This is a genomic window from Gordonia sp. i37, from assembly GCF_002043085.1.
Classification (GTDB): domain Bacteria; phylum Actinomycetota; class Actinomycetes; order Mycobacteriales; family Mycobacteriaceae; genus Gordonia; species Gordonia polyisoprenivorans.
On sequence record NZ_MVPX01000389.1, the window covers coordinates 1 to 20,373 of the forward strand.

The 20,373-nt window shown below is 67.0% G+C and carries 20 protein-coding genes and 1 riboswitch; of the genes, 9 read left to right on the forward strand and 11 right to left on the reverse strand.

The window, feature by feature from the left end; all coding sequences use genetic code 11:
• Positions 1 to 751 (reverse strand): D-alanyl-D-alanine carboxypeptidase (locus B1964_RS18935; protein WP_172398895.1); only part of this gene is annotated, 751 nt, incomplete at its 3' end.
• A gap of 159 nt (positions 752 to 910) precedes the next feature.
• On the opposite strand from B1964_RS18935, the gene B1964_RS18940 reads away from it, so the two are divergent.
• Positions 911 to 1,423: an inorganic diphosphatase gene (locus B1964_RS18940; protein ID WP_006371920.1), complete on the forward strand. Its 513-nt coding sequence runs from the start codon at positions 911 to 913 to the stop codon at positions 1,421 to 1,423.
• 88 nt (positions 1,424 to 1,511) lie between these two features.
• On the opposite strand, the gene B1964_RS18945 is transcribed toward B1964_RS18940, so the two are convergent.
• Together B1964_RS18945 and B1964_RS18950 are read right to left on the reverse strand one after the other, a co-directional pair.
• The gene (locus B1964_RS18945) at positions 1,512 to 3,224 is read right to left on the reverse strand and encodes an MDR family MFS transporter (protein WP_079930851.1); all 1,713 of its coding nucleotides are present in this window, start codon (positions 3,222 to 3,224) and stop codon (positions 1,512 to 1,514) included.
• Positions 3,221 to 3,751, reverse strand: a complete 531-nt coding sequence (locus B1964_RS18950; protein ID WP_079930852.1) for a MarR family winged helix-turn-helix transcriptional regulator — start codon at positions 3,749 to 3,751, stop codon at positions 3,221 to 3,223. Before B1964_RS18950 ends, B1964_RS18945 begins: the two co-directional genes overlap by 4 nt.
• A 186-nt stretch (positions 3,752 to 3,937) precedes the next feature.
• Between B1964_RS18950 and alc the strand changes: the two genes are divergently transcribed.
• Entirely contained in the window at positions 3,938 to 4,921 is a 984-nt protein-coding gene (gene alc, locus B1964_RS18955; protein WP_216354262.1) for an allantoicase, read from the forward strand.
• A gap of 21 nt (positions 4,922 to 4,942) precedes the next feature.
• Here the strand turns inward: alc and B1964_RS18960 are convergent, their stop codons facing one another.
• On the reverse strand, positions 4,943 to 5,374 hold the full coding sequence (locus tag B1964_RS18960) for a hypothetical protein (RefSeq protein ID WP_079930854.1): 432 nt from the start codon (positions 5,372 to 5,374) through the stop codon (positions 4,943 to 4,945).
• Positions 5,371 to 6,675, reverse strand: coding sequence for an aminotransferase class V-fold PLP-dependent enzyme (locus tag B1964_RS18965; RefSeq protein ID WP_079930866.1), 1,305 nt, complete (start codon positions 6,673 to 6,675; stop codon positions 5,371 to 5,373). The genes B1964_RS18960 and B1964_RS18965 overlap by 4 nt, the downstream gene beginning before the upstream one ends.
• Positions 6,676 to 6,692: 17 nt before the next feature.
• Positions 6,693 to 6,806: riboswitch (SAM riboswitch) on the reverse strand.
• A gap of 90 nt (positions 6,807 to 6,896) precedes the next feature.
• Between B1964_RS18965 and B1964_RS18970 the strand changes: the two genes are divergently transcribed.
• Positions 6,897 to 7,994 carry an isochorismate synthase gene (locus tag B1964_RS18970; protein WP_079930855.1) on the forward strand — a complete coding sequence of 366 codons (1,098 nt, stop codon included), beginning with the start codon at positions 6,897 to 6,899 and terminating at the stop codon, positions 7,992 to 7,994.
• A 422-nt stretch (positions 7,995 to 8,416) separates the two neighbouring features.
• Positions 8,417 to 9,694, forward strand: coding sequence for an HNH endonuclease signature motif containing protein (locus tag B1964_RS18975; protein WP_079930856.1), 1,278 nt, complete (start codon positions 8,417 to 8,419; stop codon positions 9,692 to 9,694).
• 470 nt (positions 9,695 to 10,164) lie between these two features.
• Here B1964_RS18975 and B1964_RS18980 read toward each other — a convergent pair whose 3' ends face one another.
• The 4 genes from B1964_RS18980 to B1964_RS18995 are packed head-to-tail and all read right to left on the reverse strand — an operon-like array spanning position 10,165 to position 13,121.
• The gene (locus tag B1964_RS18980) at positions 10,165 to 11,013 is read right to left on the reverse strand and encodes a hypothetical protein (protein ID WP_079930857.1); all 849 of its coding nucleotides are present in this window, start codon (positions 11,011 to 11,013) and stop codon (positions 10,165 to 10,167) included.
• Between the two features lie 7 nt (positions 11,014 to 11,020).
• A complete protein-coding gene (locus tag B1964_RS18985; RefSeq protein ID WP_079930867.1) occupies positions 11,021 to 12,220 on the reverse strand; it encodes an O-succinylhomoserine sulfhydrylase in 1,200 nt (399 codons plus the stop codon).
• Entirely contained in the window at positions 12,217 to 12,630 is a 414-nt protein-coding gene (locus B1964_RS18990) for a rhodanese-like domain-containing protein (RefSeq protein WP_079930858.1), read from the reverse strand. The genes B1964_RS18985 and B1964_RS18990 overlap by 4 nt, the downstream gene beginning before the upstream one ends.
• A complete protein-coding gene (locus B1964_RS18995; protein WP_079930859.1) occupies positions 12,627 to 13,121 on the reverse strand; it encodes a hypothetical protein in 495 nt (164 codons plus the stop codon). Before B1964_RS18995 ends, B1964_RS18990 begins: the two co-directional genes overlap by 4 nt.
• 120 nt (positions 13,122 to 13,241) lie before the next feature.
• Between B1964_RS18995 and B1964_RS19000 the strand changes: the two genes are divergently transcribed.
• Positions 13,242 to 14,297 carry an ABC transporter substrate-binding protein gene (locus B1964_RS19000; RefSeq protein ID WP_079930860.1) on the forward strand — a complete coding sequence of 352 codons (1,056 nt, stop codon included), beginning with the start codon at positions 13,242 to 13,244 and terminating at the stop codon, positions 14,295 to 14,297.
• 157 nt (positions 14,298 to 14,454) lie between these two features.
• Positions 14,455 to 15,846, forward strand: coding sequence for an FAD-dependent oxidoreductase (locus tag B1964_RS19005; RefSeq protein ID WP_079930861.1), 1,392 nt, complete (start codon positions 14,455 to 14,457; stop codon positions 15,844 to 15,846).
• 235 nt (positions 15,847 to 16,081) lie between these two features.
• On the opposite strand, the gene B1964_RS19010 is transcribed toward B1964_RS19005, so the two are convergent.
• On the reverse strand, positions 16,082 to 16,582 hold the full coding sequence (locus B1964_RS19010; protein WP_079930862.1) for a hypothetical protein: 501 nt from the start codon (positions 16,580 to 16,582) through the stop codon (positions 16,082 to 16,084).
• Between the two features lie 206 nt (positions 16,583 to 16,788).
• Here B1964_RS19010 and B1964_RS19015 point away from each other — a divergent pair, with 206 nt between their 5' ends.
• From B1964_RS19015 to B1964_RS19025, 3 genes are read left to right on the forward strand one after another with little or no spacing between them, the layout of a single operon-like run.
• Positions 16,789 to 17,823: an iron chelate uptake ABC transporter family permease subunit gene (locus B1964_RS19015; protein ID WP_079930863.1), complete on the forward strand. Its 1,035-nt coding sequence runs from the start codon at positions 16,789 to 16,791 to the stop codon at positions 17,821 to 17,823.
• The gene (locus tag B1964_RS19020; RefSeq protein ID WP_079930864.1) at positions 17,820 to 18,929 is read left to right on the forward strand and encodes an iron ABC transporter permease; all 1,110 of its coding nucleotides are present in this window, start codon (positions 17,820 to 17,822) and stop codon (positions 18,927 to 18,929) included. The genes B1964_RS19015 and B1964_RS19020 overlap by 4 nt, the downstream gene beginning before the upstream one ends.
• Positions 18,926 to 19,753, forward strand: a complete 828-nt coding sequence (locus B1964_RS19025) for an ABC transporter ATP-binding protein (protein ID WP_079930865.1) — start codon at positions 18,926 to 18,928, stop codon at positions 19,751 to 19,753. The genes B1964_RS19020 and B1964_RS19025 overlap by 4 nt, the downstream gene beginning before the upstream one ends.
• 33 nt (positions 19,754 to 19,786) lie before the next feature.
• On the opposite strand, the gene B1964_RS19030 is transcribed toward B1964_RS19025, so the two are convergent.
• Positions 19,787 to 20,266 carry a DUF456 domain-containing protein gene (locus tag B1964_RS19030; protein ID WP_020169969.1) on the reverse strand — a complete coding sequence of 160 codons (480 nt, stop codon included), beginning with the start codon at positions 20,264 to 20,266 and terminating at the stop codon, positions 19,787 to 19,789.
• Positions 20,267 to 20,373: the final 107 nt, after the last annotated feature.

Sequence of the window (20,373 nt, forward strand, 5' to 3'; positions counted from 1 at the left end):
CGACGCGCGGCGAGTACTCGTCGAGCGGTCGCGCGGTGCGGCCGCCGTCGACCATGAGCGGCTGGATCGGGGTGATGTCGCCGCCGGCGATATCGGCGCGATCCCACGTCGGGTCCATCGACGGTCCCGTGTACGCGCTGACGTCCACGGCCACCGAGCGCACGTCGACCCCGGAGTTCTTGATCTGGTCGGCGAGCTGCGAGATCCGGGCGGGGTTGGTGTAGAAGGTGTCGGTGCCGGGCGGCTGGGCGCTGAGCGTCGGGTCGCCCGCCCCCTTGAGGATGATCTGCCCGTCGGGCCCGGCGAGCACGGTGGTGGTGATGCGCTGATCGTGGGGCAGGGCGAGAAGCACCGCCGAGGCGGTGAGGATTTTCGCGTTCGACGCCGGGGTGCGCGGCTGGTCGGCGCCCTGCGACCACAGCACCGTCCCGGTCAGCGCGTCGCTGATCTGGCCGGTGAGGGTGCCCAGTGCGGGCGCTTTGAGCGACGCGGCGATGGCTCGCCGGACGCCGGCCGCGGTCGGTTCGGGCGCGGTCGCCGACACCGGGTCGATGGCGGGCGTGAAGGCGATCGGCGCGGGCCGGTCGGGGGTGCCCGGCGGAAGTGGGTCGGGTTTGGTCAGCTGCAGGTAGGTGAACACCCCGCCGACCGCGATGACGGCGACCAGAGCGATCGAGAGCAACGACCAGATGAGGCGCCGACGACGCGTCCGCGGCCGGTTCACCGCGGCGCTTCCGTGATGTGCACCCACACAACCTCCGGGTCTCGACGTTCCTTCATGTGGACCTAACAGTATCGTTGAGGCGATTCGCGCCGCCGACTCGCACGATGAGCCGATACCTGCATCCGGCGTTTCGGGCAGCGGCGGCCGCGCTCACCCCAACGACAGTGCCACGATCAAGGAGGACGCGTGGAATTCGATGTGACCATCGAGATCCCCAAGGGAAGCCGCAACAAGTACGAGGTGGACCACGAGACGGGCAAGATCTATCTCGACCGCTACCTCTACACCGCGTTCGGTTACCCCGCCGATTACGGCTACATCGACAACACGCTCGGCGAGGACGGCGACCCGCTCGACGCCCTCGTCCTGCTGCCGGAGTCGGTGTATCCCGGTGTGATCGTCCGGGCCCGGATCGTCGGCATGTACACCATGACCGACGAGGCCGGTGGTGACGACAAGCTGCTGTGCGTCCCGGCCAAGGACGTGCGCTGGGATCACATCCAGGACATCGGTGACGTCCCCGAGTACGAGCTCAAGGCGATCGCGCACTTCTTCGAGCACTACAAGGACCTCGAGCCCGGCAAGCACGTGAACCCGGGCGGTTGGGTCGGTACCGCCGAGGCGGAGAAGGTGGCGCAGGAGGCCATCGAGCGTCTCGAGAAGCAGCCACACGACGCCAACGAGCCCTCGCGCGGCTGACGCTGGCTTTCGAGCACGAGAACGGCGCCCGTCCCCCGATCGCGGGGGCGGGCGCCGTTTCTTCTCACGCCGGGGGCCGAGCCGGTGTCTACTGCGCGGGGCCGGTCGACTCCGGGTCGCCGAGCGGTTTGCCCCTGCGCAGCGGCAATTCCTTCCACGTGACGGTGCCTATGATCGCGAGCAACGAGATGATCGAGACCGTCAGGAACACGCGGTCCATCGAGTTGGCGAAGCCCTGTTTGATCGGTTGGGCCAGCTCGGTGGGGAGCTTGCTGATCACCGAGGTATCCGACATCACGCTCTCCGATGCCGAGCCACCCCCGGCACCCGGATTCTGCGCCGCACTGATGAGACCCTTGGCGAATCCGCTGACCTGCGGGTCCGGACTCGACGCGGCGGTCATCACCGCGGTGCGGTACTGCGGAGCCGCCGCCGCGGTGACCATCTCGTCCTTGATGTTGGGGCCCATCAAGCTGAACAGCATCGAGAAGAACACGGCCACACCGAGCGTCGCACCGATCTGCCGGAAGAAGGTCGCGGTACCCGTCGACAGTCCCATGTCCTTGGGCGGCAGGATGTTCTGCATGGCCAGGGTGATCGGCTGCATGAGGTTACCGAGCCCGAAGCCGAGGAAGAACGCGTAGATCATGACCAGCCACACCGGCGTCGACAGTCCGACCGTGTGCAGCATGAACATCATCACCGTGATCAGGACCGAACCCAGGATGGTGAAGATCTTGTACCGTCCGGTCCGCGAGATCAGCTGACCCGACAGCACCGACCCGGTCATCAGCCCGAGCACCATCGGCAGCATCTGCAGGCCCGCGACCATCGGGCTCGACCCGCGCAGCACCTGGAAGTACTGCGGCAGCATCGAGATGCCGCCGAACATCACCGCGCCGACGACCATCGAGACGACGATGCCCTGCGCGAAGACGTGATTCTTGAAGACGCGCAACGGGATCAACGCGTCATCGCCCATCAGGTGCTCGATGAACACGAACACCGCGAGCCCGACCGCGCCGACGATGTAGCACAGCCAGGACCAGCCCGACAGCCATCCCCATTCGCGGCCCTGTTCGGCGACGATCAGCAGCGGTGCGACGGTCACCGCCAGCGCGGTGGCTCCCCAGTAGTCGGTGCGGCCACCGACGCCCTTGTTCTGGTCGTAGTTGAGGACCCGGTAGACCACGGCGAGGGCAAGGATGCCGATCGGCACATTGACCAGGAACACCCAGCGCCACCCGGAGACCCAGAGGATCGAGGACTGCCCGGCGAACAGTCCGCCGAGCACCGGTCCCAGCACACTGGAGGTACCGAACACGGCCAGGAAGTAGCCCTGGTACTTGGCACGTTCGCGGGGCGGGACGATGTCGCCGATGGTCGTCAGCGCCAAGGTGAACAGGCCGCCGGCACCGAGACCCTGGAAGGCGCGGAACGCCGCGAGCTCGTACATCGAGGTCGCCATACTGCAGGCCAGCGAACCGATCACGAAGATCGAGATGGCCAGCAGGAAGAACGGCTTACGCCCGTAGAGGTCGGAGAGCTTGCCGTAGAGCGGTGTGACGATGGTCGAGGTGACCAGGTAGGCCGTCGTGACCCAGGCCTGCATGTCGTAGCCCTGCAGATCGTCGGCGATCGTGCGGATCGCGGTCGAGACGATCGTCTGGTCGAGCGCCGCGAGGAACATGCCGAGCATCAGGCCGGTCAGCACCGTCAGGATCTGCCGGTGCGAGAGTCCCGCTCCGGCGTGCTCCTCCGGGGGACTCACCGCAGAGGTGGTGACGTTGTCGTTGGTCATGAGTTCCTCGTGGTCGTAGGGGCTGGGGGGATACGTGGTGATTCGGACGCCGGTGCCGTCTCGGATGGCCGGCGTTCGCACGCGGGCGGGACCAGGGTCTCGGCGGCGTCGACGAAGCGGGTGAGAAGGGTTACCAGGGTCGCCATTTCGTCGGCAGACCACTCGCTCATCGCGGAGTTCACCGCCGAGCGGCGGCCCGCGCGCATCGACTCGACGCGGTCACGTCCGGCGTCGGTGACGACGAGCAGCGTCGCGCGCCCGTCGTGCGGGTCGGCTTCGCGTCGGATGAGGCCGAGGTCGACGAGTTGACTGACGTGCCTGCTGACCGTCGACGGATCGGCGCCGAGTTCCGCGGCCAGCTCTCGCGAGCGCATCGGGCGTTTGGCCAGATGGAACAGGCCTTTGAAGGCCGCCGTCTCGAACTCACCGTCGGGCGTACGGAAGGTCGTGTGGACCGCGCGGTCGCGGATACGGACGTAGCGCGCGAGTGTGTCGAAGAGCTGATCGATGTCGCGATCTTCGAGCATGCCGATACCCCGATCGATGACGATGTCCGTTTTCCTTGCCGACCACAACTAGTTGTTGGCTGCATGTAGTTGGCGGCTGCAAGTATGCGCTCGAGTTCGTCGTCATGGCAAATCCCATTAGGATCGACGGTCGTGACCCCTGTCCCCCCACCGACGTCATCGGGTAACCGTCCGCACTTCACGTCCATGCCTGACCTGGCCTTACGGGACCTGGGCGGCGCCGTCGTGTGGACCAACGACGACCTCTTCGCGGAGGCACAGAACCTGATCAAGACGCCCCCGGCGCAGTATCAGCCCGCGACGTTCGGTCACAAGGGTCAGATCTACGACGGCTGGGAGACACGACGGAGGCGGGAGTCGGGAGTCGATCAGGCGATCGTCCGGCTCGGCGCGCCGGGTGTCATCTACGGCGTCGTCGTCGACACGGCGTGGTTCAAGGGCAACTATCCGCCGTTCATCTCCGTCGAGGCCGCCGCCAAGGAGGGCGTCGTCTCCGTCGACGAACTGCTGACCGACACCGAGTGGGTCACCATCGTCGAGAAGAGCCCCGTCGACGGCGACACCCGCAATCCGTTCCGGGTCGATGCGAAGGATCGCTTCACCCACGTGCGTCTGACGATGCATCCCGACGGCGGTGTGGCCCGATTCCGGGTCCACGGGCGCGGCGTACCCAACCCGCACTTCTTCCGTTACGGCCATTTCGACCTGGCCGCCTTGGAGAACGGTGGCCTGATCACGGCCTGCTCCAACATGTTCTACAGCTCGCCCAACAACCTGCTCATGCCCGGCCGTGCACGGCACATGGGCGAGGGGTGGGAGACCTCGCGTCGGCGCGACGACGGCAACGACTGGGTGCAGGTGCGCCTGGCCGGGCAGGGCCGGGTGAGTCTCGTCGAACTCGACACCAGCTACTTCCTGGGCAACGCGCCCGGCGCGGCGATGGTCCGTGGCCGCGACGGCGAAGACGGCGAGTGGTTCGAGGTGTTGGGCCGCACCGACTTACAGCCCGACACCCGCCACCGGTTCGTCATCGATCTCGACCGCCCGATGACCGAGGCGCGCATCGACGTCTATCCCGACGGCGGCATGGCCCGCCTCAAGCTGTACGGCCTGCTGACCGACGAGGCGCAGACCGAGCTCGTCGAGCAGTGGGAGCGCGGCGAGGCCTGAGCACGCCTGTTCCCCGGGATGTCAGGCCGCGCGCCGCTCCGCGAATGACGGCAACACCAGCTCGCGCACGCGGTGCCGCGTGGCCGAGCCGTCGAGTGAGACGAGGATGACCGCGTCGGCGACCTCGGCCGCGTAGATGTCGCGGATGAGGGTCACCAGACCGCTCGGCGTGCCCACATAGCGCACGGTGCCGCCGTCGATGTCGTCCGGGATGTGTGCGACCGCCGCCCGCGCCGATGCGGCGCTCGGAGCGATCGCCACCTCCACCTCGAGCGCGACCGAGAAGTTCGCGGTGTCACGGGTGCCGGCCCGCAGCAGTGAGCGGGCCCGCTGGGCGTCACGCAGCGTGGGTCGACGGACGACGATCGCCGACGACTCGGCGGGAACGTCGTCGGCGAGCGCGACCCGCAGCGACGGGCGTCCGATACTGATGCGATCGAGTTCGATGGTCATGCCGGGGCCCCTCCGGGTGAGGTCGAGATCAGTTGTGCCAGAGCGTTGATCAAGCGGTCGATGTCGGCGGCCCCGGTGCCGAGGCCGAAGCTCGCGCGCACCGCGCCGTCGGGGTGGCCGAGGCGAGTGAGGATCGGGTGGGCGCAGAACTTTCCGTCGCGCACGCCGATGCCGTGTTCGTCACTGAGATATTCGGCGACGGCGCGCGGCGCAATGCCGTCGACGCCGAACCCGGCGATCCCGACGCGATCGGTGATGTCGTCGAAGATGCGTAGTTCCTCGACGCCGTCGATCCGCGCGAGCCCATCGTCGAGGCGGCAGCGCAATTCGTGCTCGTGCAGGCCGATCGCCTCGAAGCCGATCTCGGTGATCGCCTCGCAGGCGGCAGCGATGGCGATGGCGCCCAAGACATTCGGCGACCCTGCTTCATGTCGCGCGGCACCGGTGTGCCAGGCGGTGGCCGCGCAGTTCTCGTCGGGGCCGTCGACGACGCTGACCTGCGCCGACGCCCCACCGCCGGCGAGGTAGGGGTCGGCGGCGTCGAGCCAATCCGACCGTCCGATGAGCACTCCCGCGCCGAACGGCGCGTAGACCTTGTGGCCGGAGAACACCAGGTAGTCGATACCGTGGCTGACCATCGACACCGGCCGGTGGGCGACGAGCTGGGCTGCGTCGACGAGGATGCGCGCGCCGTGTCGGTGCGCGATGGCGGCGATGCGTCCGATCGGCAGGACCTCCCCGGTGACGTTGGAGGCCGCGGTCACCGCGAGCAACGCCGCGGGCGCCGCCGCGAGTTCGCATTCGAGTGCGACGAGGGTGTCCTCGATGCCCGGGCGCGCGGTCACGATGCGGGCCGTCCCGGAGTCGCGCGAGACCCACGGCAGCAGGTTGGCGTGGTGCTCGATGTCGAGGACCACGACGTCGCCGGGGGTGCAGTGGGCCGCCAGATTGATCGCGTCGGTGGTGTTGCGGGTGAACACGACGGTGTCGTCGGCACGCCCACGCACGAAGCGCCGCACCGTGTCCCGGCACTGCTCGTAGCGACGGGTGGTGACCTGGGACAGATGGCCGGCGCCGCGGTGGACGCTGGCGTACTGGTGCAGCGACGCGGCGACGGCGTCGGCAACCGCGGTCAGGGCGGGGGCGCTCGCCGCATAGTCGAGGTTGGCGTAGGCCACCTCGCTCCCGTCGGCGAGAGGCACGTGTTGTCCTGCGCCGACGACCTCGGCGAGCGGCTCGATGGACGACGGATCTGCGCCCACGGTGGCGGCGATCGATGCGGGGGTGACGACAGCAGTCATCGAAGAATCTCCTTGGGAATCCACGCTTGCCGTGTCCGGGTGGTACACGGCCAGGTCGTCACCCGGAGCACCCCACCGCGGAGGAGGGTTGCCGACCAGCGAGCCGGGGCTTGTCACTGGCACTCATGACCTGCACCAAGGGTGGCCTATCACGTCCGAGGGTGTCAATTTTCACTCAGCGTGGGCGAAATCCCGACGCCGTCCGGCGCTAGGTTGGTCGAGTGAGCGGCGAACGTGTGGAAGATGAGGGAACGGGGCCTGCTCCGTTCGTGTTGTCGCGTCCGCACGGGGTGGTTCGCGCCGAGGGCGTCGCGCGACGGTTCACCGCGGTCTCCGACGCCGTCGACGCGCTGCGATCCGGTGCGGTGGAGTCGGTGGTCGGTGCGCTCCCGTTCGACCCCGCCGATCCGGCTGCGCTGTTCGCACCCACGCGGCTATATCGGGAACAGGCGCTCGGTGGGCGCGCCCCCGTCCGTCATTCACTGGCCCAACTCGTCGAGATCCCCGACGCCGCCACACATCGGGAGCGGGTACGCCGTGCGGTGGCCGCCATCGATGCCGGCGTCCTCGACAAGGTGGTGCTCGCGAGAACCGTTGGTGCGGTGCTCGATTCACCGGTCGGGATCGATGAACTCCTCGGCGCGCTGGCGCACGGCAACTCCGAGCACAATGCGTTCGCGGTCGACAGCGGCCACTCGTGGCTCCTCGGCGCGAGCCCGGAGTTGTTGCTGCACAAGAGCGGTCGCGAGGTGACCTGCCATCCGTATGCAGGTTCGGCTCCACGCTCGTCGGACCCGGATGCCGATCGCGAGGCCCGGGAGAAGCTCGCCGCGTCGGGAAAAGATCATCGCGAGCACGCGTTCGTCGTCGAGCATCTGCGCGAACGATTGGCGCCGATCAGCGACGAACTCTCCGTCGCGACCCGACCTCACTTGCTTTCCACCGGCGAGATGTGGCACCTGGCCACCCCGATACGCGCCCACCTCACCGATCCGGATGTCGGCGCACTCGACCTGGCCCTCACCCTGAGCCCCACCCCCGCGGTGTGCGGGACACCGACCGAGGCTGCGGCACAGTTCATTCGGAATCACGAGGAACCACGCGGACTCTACGCCGGCGCCGTCGGCTGGGCCGACGCGCGTGGCGACGGTGAGTGGATGGTCACCATTCGTTGCCTCGAACTCGACGCCGACCGACAAACCTTTCGCACGTGGGCCGGCGGCGGTATCGTCGCCGACTCCGATCCCGATGCCGAACTCGCCGAGACCACCGCGAAGCTGCTGACGGTATTGCGAGCGTTGGGTATCGACGACCACTGATCAGCAGGCCACCTCCCCCGGTGGTCGAAGCTTGCTCGAGTATCCCCCCCAAATCGATGGTCCATGCGCACCCCCGCACCCGGACATCCCCACCGCATCGACGATCCAGGCCCCCGCACTCAGCATCCTCTCCCCATCGACGGTCCATACGCACCACCCCATACCCGAGCAACCCCTCCCCATCGATGGTCGAGGTGCACGGCGCCCCAGGCGCCGGGCCTCGAGACCCGGCGAGATGACAGGTATCGCAACCACATCCATCGACTACAGCAAAAACCGCGCCCCTACCACACCCGGCCGACAGAAAAGCATCGCCGAAACACGTTGTCCACAAGCAGAATTGACCAAAATACCCCTTGCATCGAACACCCTGGCGAGGTACACTGGACCCATCACACCGATCAGCCACCGGGGAGGGGCCCATGATCGAATCCACTACAGTCCTTGACGCGCAAACCGTTGACGCCGAAGCAACCTTCGCCACCATCGTCACCCAACTCAGCGACCTGCAATGGAATCCCGACATGACCGGACCCCAAGCCTTCGGCGCCATGAAACAAGTCCTCCTGCTCCGCAATCTGGTCGATCACCACGCCACCACCCTCACCGGCGAACTGGACCGGTTAGGGGTGGCCGACCACAAAACCACCCGACTGCGAGAACTGTTGATCAGCATGGGCTTCGCACCCGCGGTCGCAGGTCGGTATGTGCGGATGGCCGGCACCACCGATATCGATCTGTTGTTGGCGCATGCCGCGGACGGGTCCATCTCCTCCGAACACACCGACGCCATCGTCCGCGGACTGGCCCACATCGACACCCGCTCTCCCGAACCCATGGACACCGTCCAACGGTGCGAGTTTCTGCGGAAACTGCTGTCGCACTACTTCGCCGGATTCACCCCCGCCGAGATCAACCTCTACGCACGGCAGCTGGGAAACGAGCTCGTCGCGGAGACGCCCGGCGGGCTACCGGCGGCGGAGGACAAGAACATCAACTCCTACACCGACCGCATCACCGACGACGGCCGGCTGGAAATCTCAGCGAACCTCGACATCATCGCCGGTGAAAAGACCCGCACCCTGATGGAAACCTTGTCGGCTCCCAAGCCGCAGCCCGACGGATCCCCGGATCCGCGGACGCCCGAACAGATCTGCGCTGCCGCGTTTGAGACGATCGTCGAACTTGCGGCACAAGGATTGGCGGACACAACCTTCTCGGCCAAACCGACCAACGGCCTGTTGTGGACGTGGTCGGCCGACAACCCGGCACTCGGCGGCGAGTTGCAGAACATGGGTCCGATCACCGAAGCGACCGCCAATTTGTTGTCGTGCGACACCACGATCACCAAAATCGTGCTCGACCCCAACGGTGTACCGCTCAGTGTTGGTGAAGAGAAACGCTTCTTCACACCCGGCCAACGCAAAGCGTTGTTGGTCCGCGACCGTGGATGCATCAAATGCGGCGCCCACGCCGGCCGCTGCCAAGGACACCACGTGCAGCACTGGGCCGATGGTGGTCCCACCGACCTCGACAACGGCTGCCTCCTCTGCACCAGTTGTCATGACGATGTCCATCACCACGGCTGGGACATCATCATGGGATTCGACCGCCACCCCTGGTTGATCCCACCCGCCAGCATCGATCCGAAACGACGACCAGTGCCGTCGTATCACCGACGGACCATGCGACTCGACTAAGCCGCAGCCTGACCTACGCTGCCCCACTACCTGATTCCCCGCACCCGGCATCGCCGGGACCGCATCTGTTGTTTGAGAACTCCATAGTGAAACCCACCCGATGGTCGAGGCGTTAGAGCTGCCGTGGCCGGGAAACCCCTTCGTCACAAGGGGTCTCGAGGCTCGTCGCTGGCGCTCCTCGGCACCTCGACCACCGGGATGGGCGTCTTCCCCCGATGGTCGAGGTGCGAGCCGCGTGCGGCGAGCCTCGAGACCGCTTGCAGCAGAGCTGGAACCGAACCACCATGGACCAGAAACCGCTCAGCACAACAGGTCTCGAGGCTCGTCGCTAGCGCTCCTCGGCACCTCGACCACCAGGATGGGCGCCTTCCCCCGCTGGTCGAGGTTCGTCGTCAAAGGTGTAATGCTCAGCGCGTCCTCCGAACGCCCGTGCACCCGCCCCACCGGGAGCGCGTCGGCGGCTCGGCGAATCAGTGTCGACGGTTGTTCTCGTCGTCGGCCAGCTCTCGACGAAGCTGGTCCGCCATATCCGGCCGGAACGTCGACATCTGCATCGCCGCGATCGCCTGCGCTCCGACGGTCGTCACGCCGAGTTCCGACACCAGCCGCCGGATTGCGTCCTCCTCGGATTCCGCACGTTGCATGAGCGAGAGAACATCTGCCGAACGATCGAGCGCTGTCACACAGGCACGCAACACCTCTGATCGCTCCTGCCGCCCGACCTCAGGATCCGGTCGTGCCCGGCGCCCGCGTGGCGAAGGCGCTTCGACAACCGGCCCATCCCACTCGAAGAGTCCGTCCGGGAGCGAGGCATGCTCGGTGAGCTCGACGACTTCCGACGATCCCGAACCGGCCGACATCGAAAGCCGCACGATCACCCCGGTCGACTCGTCGATGGAGATCTCACCGTTCTTTCCGGAGCGGTCCCCCACCACCACCGCCCAGGCTCGACGGCCACCGACATCCACCGCTCGTGGCTCGTCGCGCACGACGACGTCACGACTCATGCTGTGCAGCAATGAGTTCTGACCGAGTAGCTGCAACGGGCTGACCCCGCGACCGAGTATCGGCAACCTGATATCGCCGTCCAGCAGCGTCATGTGGCCGTCGATGCGCACCAGCGATCTGTCACGACCGCTGAGATACACCGGCTCACCATCGATCTCGATACGCCACCGATCGGTCGGCGCATACCAGAACCGATAGGACTCATCGAGTTCGGTTCCGCGATCCGAGCCGAGGGATCTGAGGGCTCCCGAGACCATCACCGAGCCGGACGCCGCATTGCGCCCGATCAGTTCCACCCACGAGACCCCCATCCCCGAGCTACCCCAGCGCCTGATCCAGATCCGCGAGCAGGTCGTCGATCCCCTCGAGCCCCACCGAGAGCCGAACGACGGAGTCGCTCAAACCGATTGCGGCGCGCCCATCCGGCCCCATGGCCCGATGTGTGGTGGTCGCCGGATGCGTGATCAGCGACTTGGAGTCACCGAGGTTGTTCGAGATGTCGATGACGCGCAGAGCGTTGAGGACCTCGAAGGCACGCTTCTTGCCGTCGACGCCGTCACGGTCGTTGAGTTCGAAGGTCACCACCGTGCCACCGCCGGACATCTGTGCGGTCGCCAGCTCGTACTGCGGGTGCGAGGTGAGGAAGGGGTATTTGGTCCGCCGCACGCGCGGGTCGGCCTCCAGGAACTCCGCGATCCGCAGCGCCGAGGCCACCGAGGCGTCGACGCGCAGCTTGAGCGTCTCGAGTCCCTTGACGAGGGTCCACGCGTTGAACGGAGAGAGCGCAGGTCCGGTGTGGCGCATCAGGGTCTGCACCGGCCCGTCGATGTACTCCTTGGTACCGAGCACCGCACCGCCCATCACCCGGCCCTGGCCGTCGATGTGCTTGGTGCCGGAGTAGACGATGACATCGGCCCCCAGGTCCAGTCCCTGCTGCAACAACGGGGTGGCGAACACGTTGTCCAGCACCACCTTTGCTCCTGCAGCGTGTGCGAGCTCGGAGACCTTCGCAACGTCGACGAGGCTCTGCATCGGATTCGACGGGGTCTCGAAGAACACCGCCTCGGCGGGCGTCGACAACGCCTGCTCCCACTGCTCGAGGTCTTCGCCGTCGACGAAGTCGGTGTGCACACCCCACCGGGGCAAGATCTCGTTGGCGACGACGAAGCACGAACCGAACAGACTGCGTGCGGCGACCAATCGGTCGCCGGCCTTCAGCAGCGCACCCAACGACACGAAGACTGCGGCCATTCCGCTCGCGGTGGCGAAACATGCCTCGGCACCCTCGATCAGCCGCAGCCGCTCCTGGAACATCTCGACGGTCGGATTGCCATACCGGGAGTAGACGAAGCGCTCGTCCTCACCGGTGAACGCACGCTCGGCGGCTTCGGCCGAGTCGTAGACATAACCGCTCGTCAGATACAGCGCCTCGGAGGTCTCGAAGAAACCCGACCGATCGAGCCCGCCCCGGACCGAGAGCGTCTCGGCCGAAACCCCCTCCGGCAGACCTCGGCTCACGACTGCCTCCACGGAAGGTCGAGGGCACGCCAACCCTTGGAACCACGGTGATCGAATTCGTCGAGCGGCCCCTCGAAGCCGTCGACGATGTTGTACGCCTTGGCGACACCGTCGGCCGTGGCCGCCTCGGCGGCACCGATCGAGCGATGCCCGGAGCGACAGATGAAGATCACCTCGTCGTCGTCGGCCACGCCGGCATCACGCAACTCGGCGATGAACCCCTCATTCGGAGTGCCGGTGGGAAAGGTGTTCCACTCGATGAAAAGTGGTTGCTTGCCCAGGATTTCGAGGTCAGGAACCCCGACGAAGGACCATTCGGCGCGGGTGCGACAGTCGACGAGTTTGGCCTTCGGGTTCTGCTCGAGCTTCTCCCACGCCTGCGTGGGACTCAGATCTCCGGCATACGTCATGGCTTGCACACCTTCCAGTTCCCGTCTTCCCGAATCGCGGCAACCTTGGTCGTCTGCGCCTGATCGGACTTCTTGTCGAAATGCCAATGTACCGTCGCGGTCGCCCGGTCACCGGACACCGCCACGTCGCTGATCGTCGGAATCACGATCCGCCCGTTGGTCTCCAGCGATTGCCGGTTCTGCGTCGCGAACTCCGGCTGCGTCGGAAATCCCGCCGAATTCAGGTCGGCGCTGCAGGTGTGCTCACGAAAGGCCGTGTAGTCGACGTTGTTGCGCGCGGTGTACAGATCGTTGATCGCGTACTGCACCTTCGCCGAGTCACTCGCCCGGTCCTCCGCCGGACGGAACACGTACGAGAGCGCGATCCCGCCGGCTGCGAGAACTACGACCACCAGGGCCACCCAGAACGGCCACGCGTTGCGCCACGACGGGGCGGCCGGCTCATCGGGGACGACGTCCGGCTCGGCCCGCTTGGCTGCGCGTTTTGCCATGTCGGCGAGTGTATCGACGCAATCGCGACACGAAGTGGGCGCCCTCGGCCGGCCGTGCCGCCGGTCACACGTGGTTAAGTGAGGCTATCCAAGGATGCACAATCCGACGAAGGAGACATCATGGCGCCCACCCGACCGGTCCGATTCGCCCGCCGACATCGTGGCCGACGCTCAGGTATCGCAATTGCCGGGCTGGCGTTGAGTGCGGTGGTGGCACTCGCGGGCTGCAGCGCTCCCGCCGACGATTCCGCGTCGTCGAGTGCGCCCGCGCCCGAGGCCGGAGCGCTGCCGGTCACCATCGACCACAACTACGGCTCGACCACCATCTCCACGCCGGTGACCCGCGTCGCCGCGATGGGGGTGGGCGACGGCGACACCCTGCTCGCGCTCGGCTTCCAGCCGGTCGCCATGGCCCCGTTCGGCACGCCGGCGAAGGTCCGGACCCCGTGGACGGAGAAGTTGCTCGGTTCCAACGAGCCGGTGTCGCTGCCCGAGGCCTCGCAGCAGTTCGGCAACGAGATCGCCAAGGCGCTGTCCACGAATCCCGACCTGATCACCGCCGTCGGCGCCGCGCCCACCAAGGAGCAGTACGACAAACTCGCCGCCGCGGTCCCGACCATCACCCGGCCCACGAACTACCCGGATTGGCAGGTTCCGTGGGATGTGCAGGCCGCCGAGATCGGGCGCGCCGTCGGCCTCCCACACAAGGCCACCGAAACGATCAACGCGACCAAGAAACACGTCGCCGACCTGGCCGCCGCGCATCCGCAACTCGAGGGCAAGACCGCGGTCGCGGTGACCGCCTCGCCGGACGGCACCATCTCGATCTTCGGGCCCGGCGACGGCCGGGAGCAGATCCTGGAAAGCTACGGGCTGACCTTCCCGGAGGGATTGAAGTCCGCGGTCACCAGTGGGTTCTATGGTTCGATCTCGGCAGAGAACATCGGCATGCTGAACCAGGCCGACGTCGTCGTCGTCCTCGACTGGCAGGGAGCCAACGACCAGCTCCGCAAGAACGCCAACTGGACCGGCCAGCCGTTCGTCACCGGCGGCCGCACCACCTACATCAACCAGGAGGTCGGAACCGCGATGGGCGTGCCGACAGTGCTGTCGATCCCCTGGATCGCCGACCAATCCATCGCACAGATCGCCGACGCGGCGGGCCACGCGAGCTGAGGTCGGAACCAACGCGGCTGCGGGCTGTGTGAGGTCACCCTAACCGCAGATTTTGGGTACGGGCTGCCAGGGCCTACCGTAGAAGGGATAAGCGTCGACGCACCGCCTCGTACCGCGGGCGTCTGATCTCCGTCGAGAACCGAGGTACTGACACTCCATGACCGATCAAGCTCGCCCGCTGCGCGTGGCCATCGTCGGCGCGGGTCCCGCCGGGATCTACGCCGCCGACGCCCTGATGAAGTCCGACACCGCCAAGGACCGCGGCGTGTCCATCGACCTCTACGAGCGCATGCCCGCGCCCTTCGGCCTCATCCGGTACGGCGTCGCACCCGACCACCCCCGCATCAAGGGCATCATCACCGCCCTGCACAAGGTCCTCGACAAGCCGCAGGTCCGCCTGCTCGGCAACATCGACTACGGCACCGACATCACCCTCGACGAACTCAAGTCGCACTACGACGCGGTGATCTTCTCCACCGGCGCCACCGACGACCGCACTCTCGAGATCCCCGGCGTCGACCTCGAACGCTCCTACGGCGCAGCGCAATTCGTCGCCTGGTACGACGGTCACCCCGATTTCCCGCGCGAATGGCGGCTCGAAGAGGAGAAGGTCGCCGTCATCGGCGTCGGCAACGTCGCGCTCGACGTGGCACGCGTGCTCGCCAAGACCGGCGACGAACTACTGCCAACCGAGATCCCCGACAACGTCTACCAGGGCCTCAAGAACAACAAGGCCGTCGAGGTGCACGTCTTCGGTCGTCGCGGTCCCGCCCAGGCGAAGTTCACCCCGCTCGAGCTCAAGGAGCTCGACCACTCGCCGAACATCGAGGTCGTCGTGAACCCCGAGGACATCGACTACGACGAGGGCTCCGCTGTGGCGCGCCGCGGGTCGAAGATCACCGACCAGGTCGCCACGATCATCGAGAACTACGCGATCCGCGACCCCAAGCAGGGCGCCATCCACAAACTGTTCCTGCACTTCTTCGAGAGCCCCACCGAGATCCTCGGTGAGGACGGCAAGGTCGTCGGTCTGCGCACCGAACGCACCCAGCTTGACGGCACCGGCAACGTCAAGCCGACCGGCAAGTTCACCGATTGGGACGTCACCGCGGTCTACCGGGCCGTCGGCTATCTCTCGGACAACCTGCCGCAGATCCCGTTCGACAGCCAGGCCGGCGTCATCCCGAACGAGGCCGGACGAATCTTCGACGAAGGCGCCCACCTGACCGGGCTCTACACCACCGGGTGGGTCAAGCGCGGACCCGTCGGGCTCATCGGCCACACCAAGGGCGACGCCAACGAGACCGTCGACTGCATCATCGAGGACATGACCAACGGCGCGCTGCTCGAGCCCGCCCATCCCGCCGAGGACGCCGTCATCGAGTTGCTCGAGTCCAAGGGCATCCCGTTCACCACCTGGGACGGCTGGTACCGACTCGACGAGCACGAGCGTTCCCTGGGCGCCGAACAGGGCCGCGAGCGCGTCAAGGTCGTCGAACGTGAGGACATGCTCGCCGCCTCGGAGCCGCACAAGGTTCAAAAGGCCTGACTCCGTCAGGGGTTCAAAAGGCCTGACTCCGTCAGGGGTTCAAAAGGCCTGACACTCACTCCAGAGACACGGCTGACGAAAGTGGGGGAAGAATCTTCTTCCCCCACTTTTCCGTTCGTCCCCAAGCAATTTCCAGGGGACGAACGAAAAGCCTTGGGAAGAAGCCAGACACACACAGCGAGGGGCGAGACGGAGATCCGCCTCGCCCCTCGCTGACTGTGAGAGTGGTTGTCGTTCAGCCCTGCTGAATCGTCGGTGCCAGGTTCTGCGGGCCCGGCGAGTTCTGCGGTGCCGGGATCTGACGCACGTTGGCCCAGAAGCCGAAGTTGTTGGCGAGGTTCTCCACCTGCGCGCCGATGGTGTAGCCGGAGATCGACGACGGCCAGCAACCGGCCCACTTGGTCTCGACGTAGCGGTAGAACTGGCCGGGCTTGAGCAGGCCGGCGGGCTGCCCGGCGATCCGGACCTGCTTGGTGGCCCCGCCGATCTCGGTGACGTTGACGTTGGTCATGTTGGAGCCGCCGACGTTCTTCACGCCCATCCACCGGGTCATCTGCCAGAGCGGTCCGGAGTCCCAGTTCGGGCCCCACCGCTTGAACTCGCAGCTCACGCCGCCCAGCATGGCCAGATCGCCCGGCCCTGCGGCCTGCGCCTCACCCGCTGCGGCCAAGGTGCCGCCGGCGATACCGGCCGCAACCGCCGTCGCCGCGACGGCTCGCTTCATCGTCTTCTTCATGTCGACTCCTTCTTCGTCGAGCGGGCCCCGAAACCGAGGACGACCCCGAGGCTGCGAACTCCTACGACGCCCCCGCGCCGAAATGCGTACGTCCCCTTGTATCGCACTCTCACAGGTAACCGTTACGTAGGTCTCAGAATCGTTGCCGCACGGCAGCCGGATCGTCATCGAATCCGACAACCCGGGCTGAGGTAAGGTTGCCCTTCGTGCGACGCCTCACCGGACTACTGCTGATCCTCGCGGTGCTCGTGGTCGCCACCATCGGCTCGGTGTTGATCGGCACGAGAGAGATGCCGCTGGCCGCCACCTGGGATTCCTTCACCGCAGGCTGCTCGCAGATCTGGCAGGCCCTGATCCACCTGCACATGCCGCGGGTCGACAAGTCGTCCGACACCGCGGGCATCGTCTGGGACCTGCGCGTACCGCGTACCGTGCTCGGTCTCATCGTGGGTCTGGCCATCGGCGCGGCCGGCGCGATCACCCAGGGCCACACCCGCAACCCCATCGCCGACCCCGGGTTGCTCGGCGTCAATGCCGGCGCAGCCTGCGCGGTCGTCGGCGGTGTCTACCTGTTCGGCATCTCCTCGCCGCTGGCCTACATGGCATTCGGGCTCGGCGGAGCGATCATCGCCTCGGCCCTCGTCTTCGGGATCGCGGCACTGACCGGGACGGGTCCGATCACCCTCGTGCTGGCGGGCACCGGCCTGTCGGCGATGCTCGTGGCGATCACCTCGGCGATCGTGCTCAGCGACACCGCGTCGCTCGACGCGTGGCGTTTCTGGAGCGTCGGTTCGACGGCCGGCCGCAGCATCGACATCTTCTGGGCCGCATTGCCGTTCATCGGGGTCGGTCTCGTGCTGGCGCTGGCGTCGGGGTTCTTCCTCAACATCCTGAGCCTCGGCGACGACATGACCAAGGCGCTCGGCAGCCGCGTGTTGGTGATCCGCGGCGTCGGCATCCTCGGGATCACCCTGCTGATCGGGGCGGCGACCGCCGCCTGCGGACCCATCGTCTTCCTCGGTCTGGTGGTGCCGCACATCGCGCGCGCGATCACCGGCGCCGACTATCGCTGGATCATCCCGTACTCCGCGCTCATCGGCGCCGCGCTGTTGTTGGTGTGCGACATCATCGGTCGCGTCGTCGCCCGGCCCGGCGAGATCCAGGTCGGCGTCGTGCTGGCCTTCGTCGGGGCGCCGTTCCTGATCGCCATGGTCCGCCGAACGAAGTTGACGAGCGTATGAGCACCGACACCGAAGCCGCGTCGGCCGCCGACCACCGGCCAGCCCACGCCTCGCGCCGCATCGTGCGTGTCGGGCCGACCTCGTGGGTGTGGCGTCCGCGCATGGTGATCGCGGTGACCACCTCACTGCTGATCGCCTTCGTCCTGTTCCTGATGAGCGTCACCATCAGCGACTACCCGGTGACACCGATCGACGTGATGCGCATCCTGCTCGGTGGCGGTACCCGCATCGAGAACGTCGTCATCCTCGACGACGCCGTGCCGCGCGCGTTGGTGTCGGTACTCGTGGGCTTCGCGCTCGGCATGTCGGGATCGTTGACGCAGTTGATCGCCCAGAACCCTCTGGCGACCCCCGACATGCTCGGCATCACCGCCGGGGCCAGCGTCGCAGCCGTCTCGGCGATCGCCTTCGGAACCGGGTGGGGCGCCGGACTCGCCCAGCTCGGCGTGCCCGCGTCGGCCCTCATCGGCGGACTGGCCACCGCCGTGGTGATGTATCTGCTCGCCTGGCCCGGACGGAAAGCCAACCACGCCATCAATCCGCTGCGCCTGGTGCTCATCGGCGTCGGCATCACCTGGGTGCTGCAGGCCGCCACCTCCTATCTGCTCACCCGCGCCGAGATCCGCGATGTCGGCCGTGCCCAGACGTGGCTGGTGGGGTCGGTGGCCAACACCTCGTGGTCGAGTGTGTGGCCGGTCGCGATCGCGGTGGTGCTGGCCGTCGTCGCCGTCGGGGTGCTCGCCCGCCAGATCGACGCGATGAGCCTCGGCACCGATCTGGCGCGCTCGCTCGGCGTGCGAACGATGGCCGTCTCGAGCGCGATCCTGCTGATCGCGGTGATCGTTGCGGCCCTGGCGGTCTCAGCCGCCGGGCCGATCGCCTTCGTCGCACTGCTCGCCCCGCAGATCGCCATGCGCCTGACCGGCAGTGCCATCCCCACCCCGGTCGCTTCCGGGGCGATCGGCGCGATTCTCGTGGTCGGCGGCGACATCCTGTGCCGCACGGTACTGCCGTCGGGCCTGCCGGTGGGCATCGTCACCGCGGCGCTCGGCGGCCCCTTCCTGATCTATCTCATGGTCTCGATCTCCCGAAAGGCCACCGTATGAGCCGACTTTCCGCACGCGACCTCGTCGTCGGCTACGACGACCGCATCGTCATCGACGGTCTTGACGTCGACATCCCCGACGCGGCGATCACCACAATCATCGGCCCCAACGGCTGCGGCAAATCGACGCTGCTGCGGTGTCTGGCGCGGCTGCTGCCGGCCCGCTCGGGCGTCGTACGCCTCGACGGCACCGACATCACCCGGATCAAGCCGAAGACCGTCGCCCGCACCTTGGGCATCCTGCCGCAGAATCCCGTTGCGCCCGAAGGACTCACCGTCGAGGATCTGGTCAGCCGAGGCCGCCACCCCTACCAGAAGTGGTATCAGCAGGCCTCCGCCGAGGACGAGGCCGCCGTCTCTCTGGCCTTGGAACTGACCTCGACGACCGACCTCGCCGACCGCACCCTCGACGCGCTCTCCGGCGGTCAGCGCCAACGGGTCTGGATCGCGCTCGCGCTGGCGCAGGGCACCGACCTGTTGCTGCTCGACGAGCCGACCACCTACCTCGACCTCGCGCATTCCCTCGAGGTCCTCGACCTCGTGCACTCCCTCAAGACCGAGCACGGCAAGACCGTCGTCATGGTGCTACACGACCTGAATCTCGCTGTGCGCTACAGCGATTCGCTGTTCGTTATGAATGACGGCCAACTGGTCCGGCATGGTGCACCCGACGAGGTGATCACCACCGAACTCCTCGACGACGCCTTCGGCCTGCGCGCGCAGGTGGTCACCGACCCGGTCTTCGGTGGCCCGATGATCGTGCCGATCGGCGCGCACAGTGCACGTGAGATGACCAGTGCACGCGGGGTACTCAGCGAGCCCTAGGCCGTTCGGTCACAGGGCGGCTACCCTGTGTGCTCACAGGGCGATCGCCCCGGCCAGCCATGTCCCCGACGCGAGCAACGCGCCGAACAACTCGATACCGATCGTCACCGCCGCCGCCTTGGTCGCCGCCACCGTACCGCGCCACGCAGCGCCGGCCGTGCGGGTTCGCACCAGCTCGGAAACCAGTGCACCGGCGATGAAACCGAGGAACAACCCGACGACGGGCACCACGAAGAACCCGACGATCCCCACCACCCCGCCGACCACGATGGTGCGGTTGGGGATCTCGTGACGACGCAGAACACGGCCGGCGACAACATATTTGACGATCTCACCGACACCGATCAGCACCGCGGCGAGCGCGAACACCGCCCAGGCCCAGCCGCCGACGACGATCGCCCACACCAGGATCGACACCGCGACCAGCAGGGTGCCGGGCAGCACCGGGACGACGATCCCCAACAGCCCCACGGCAATACAGACACCAACGATGACCTCGCCGTACAGGGGCATGAATCGGCCGCTCTACTCGACCTTGGCCGGAGAATCCGACCCGGCCGCCTCCGGACGCGGCGCCCCTGGCCCCGCCGGAGGGCGCAGTCCCTGGCCCGGCGCTCCCG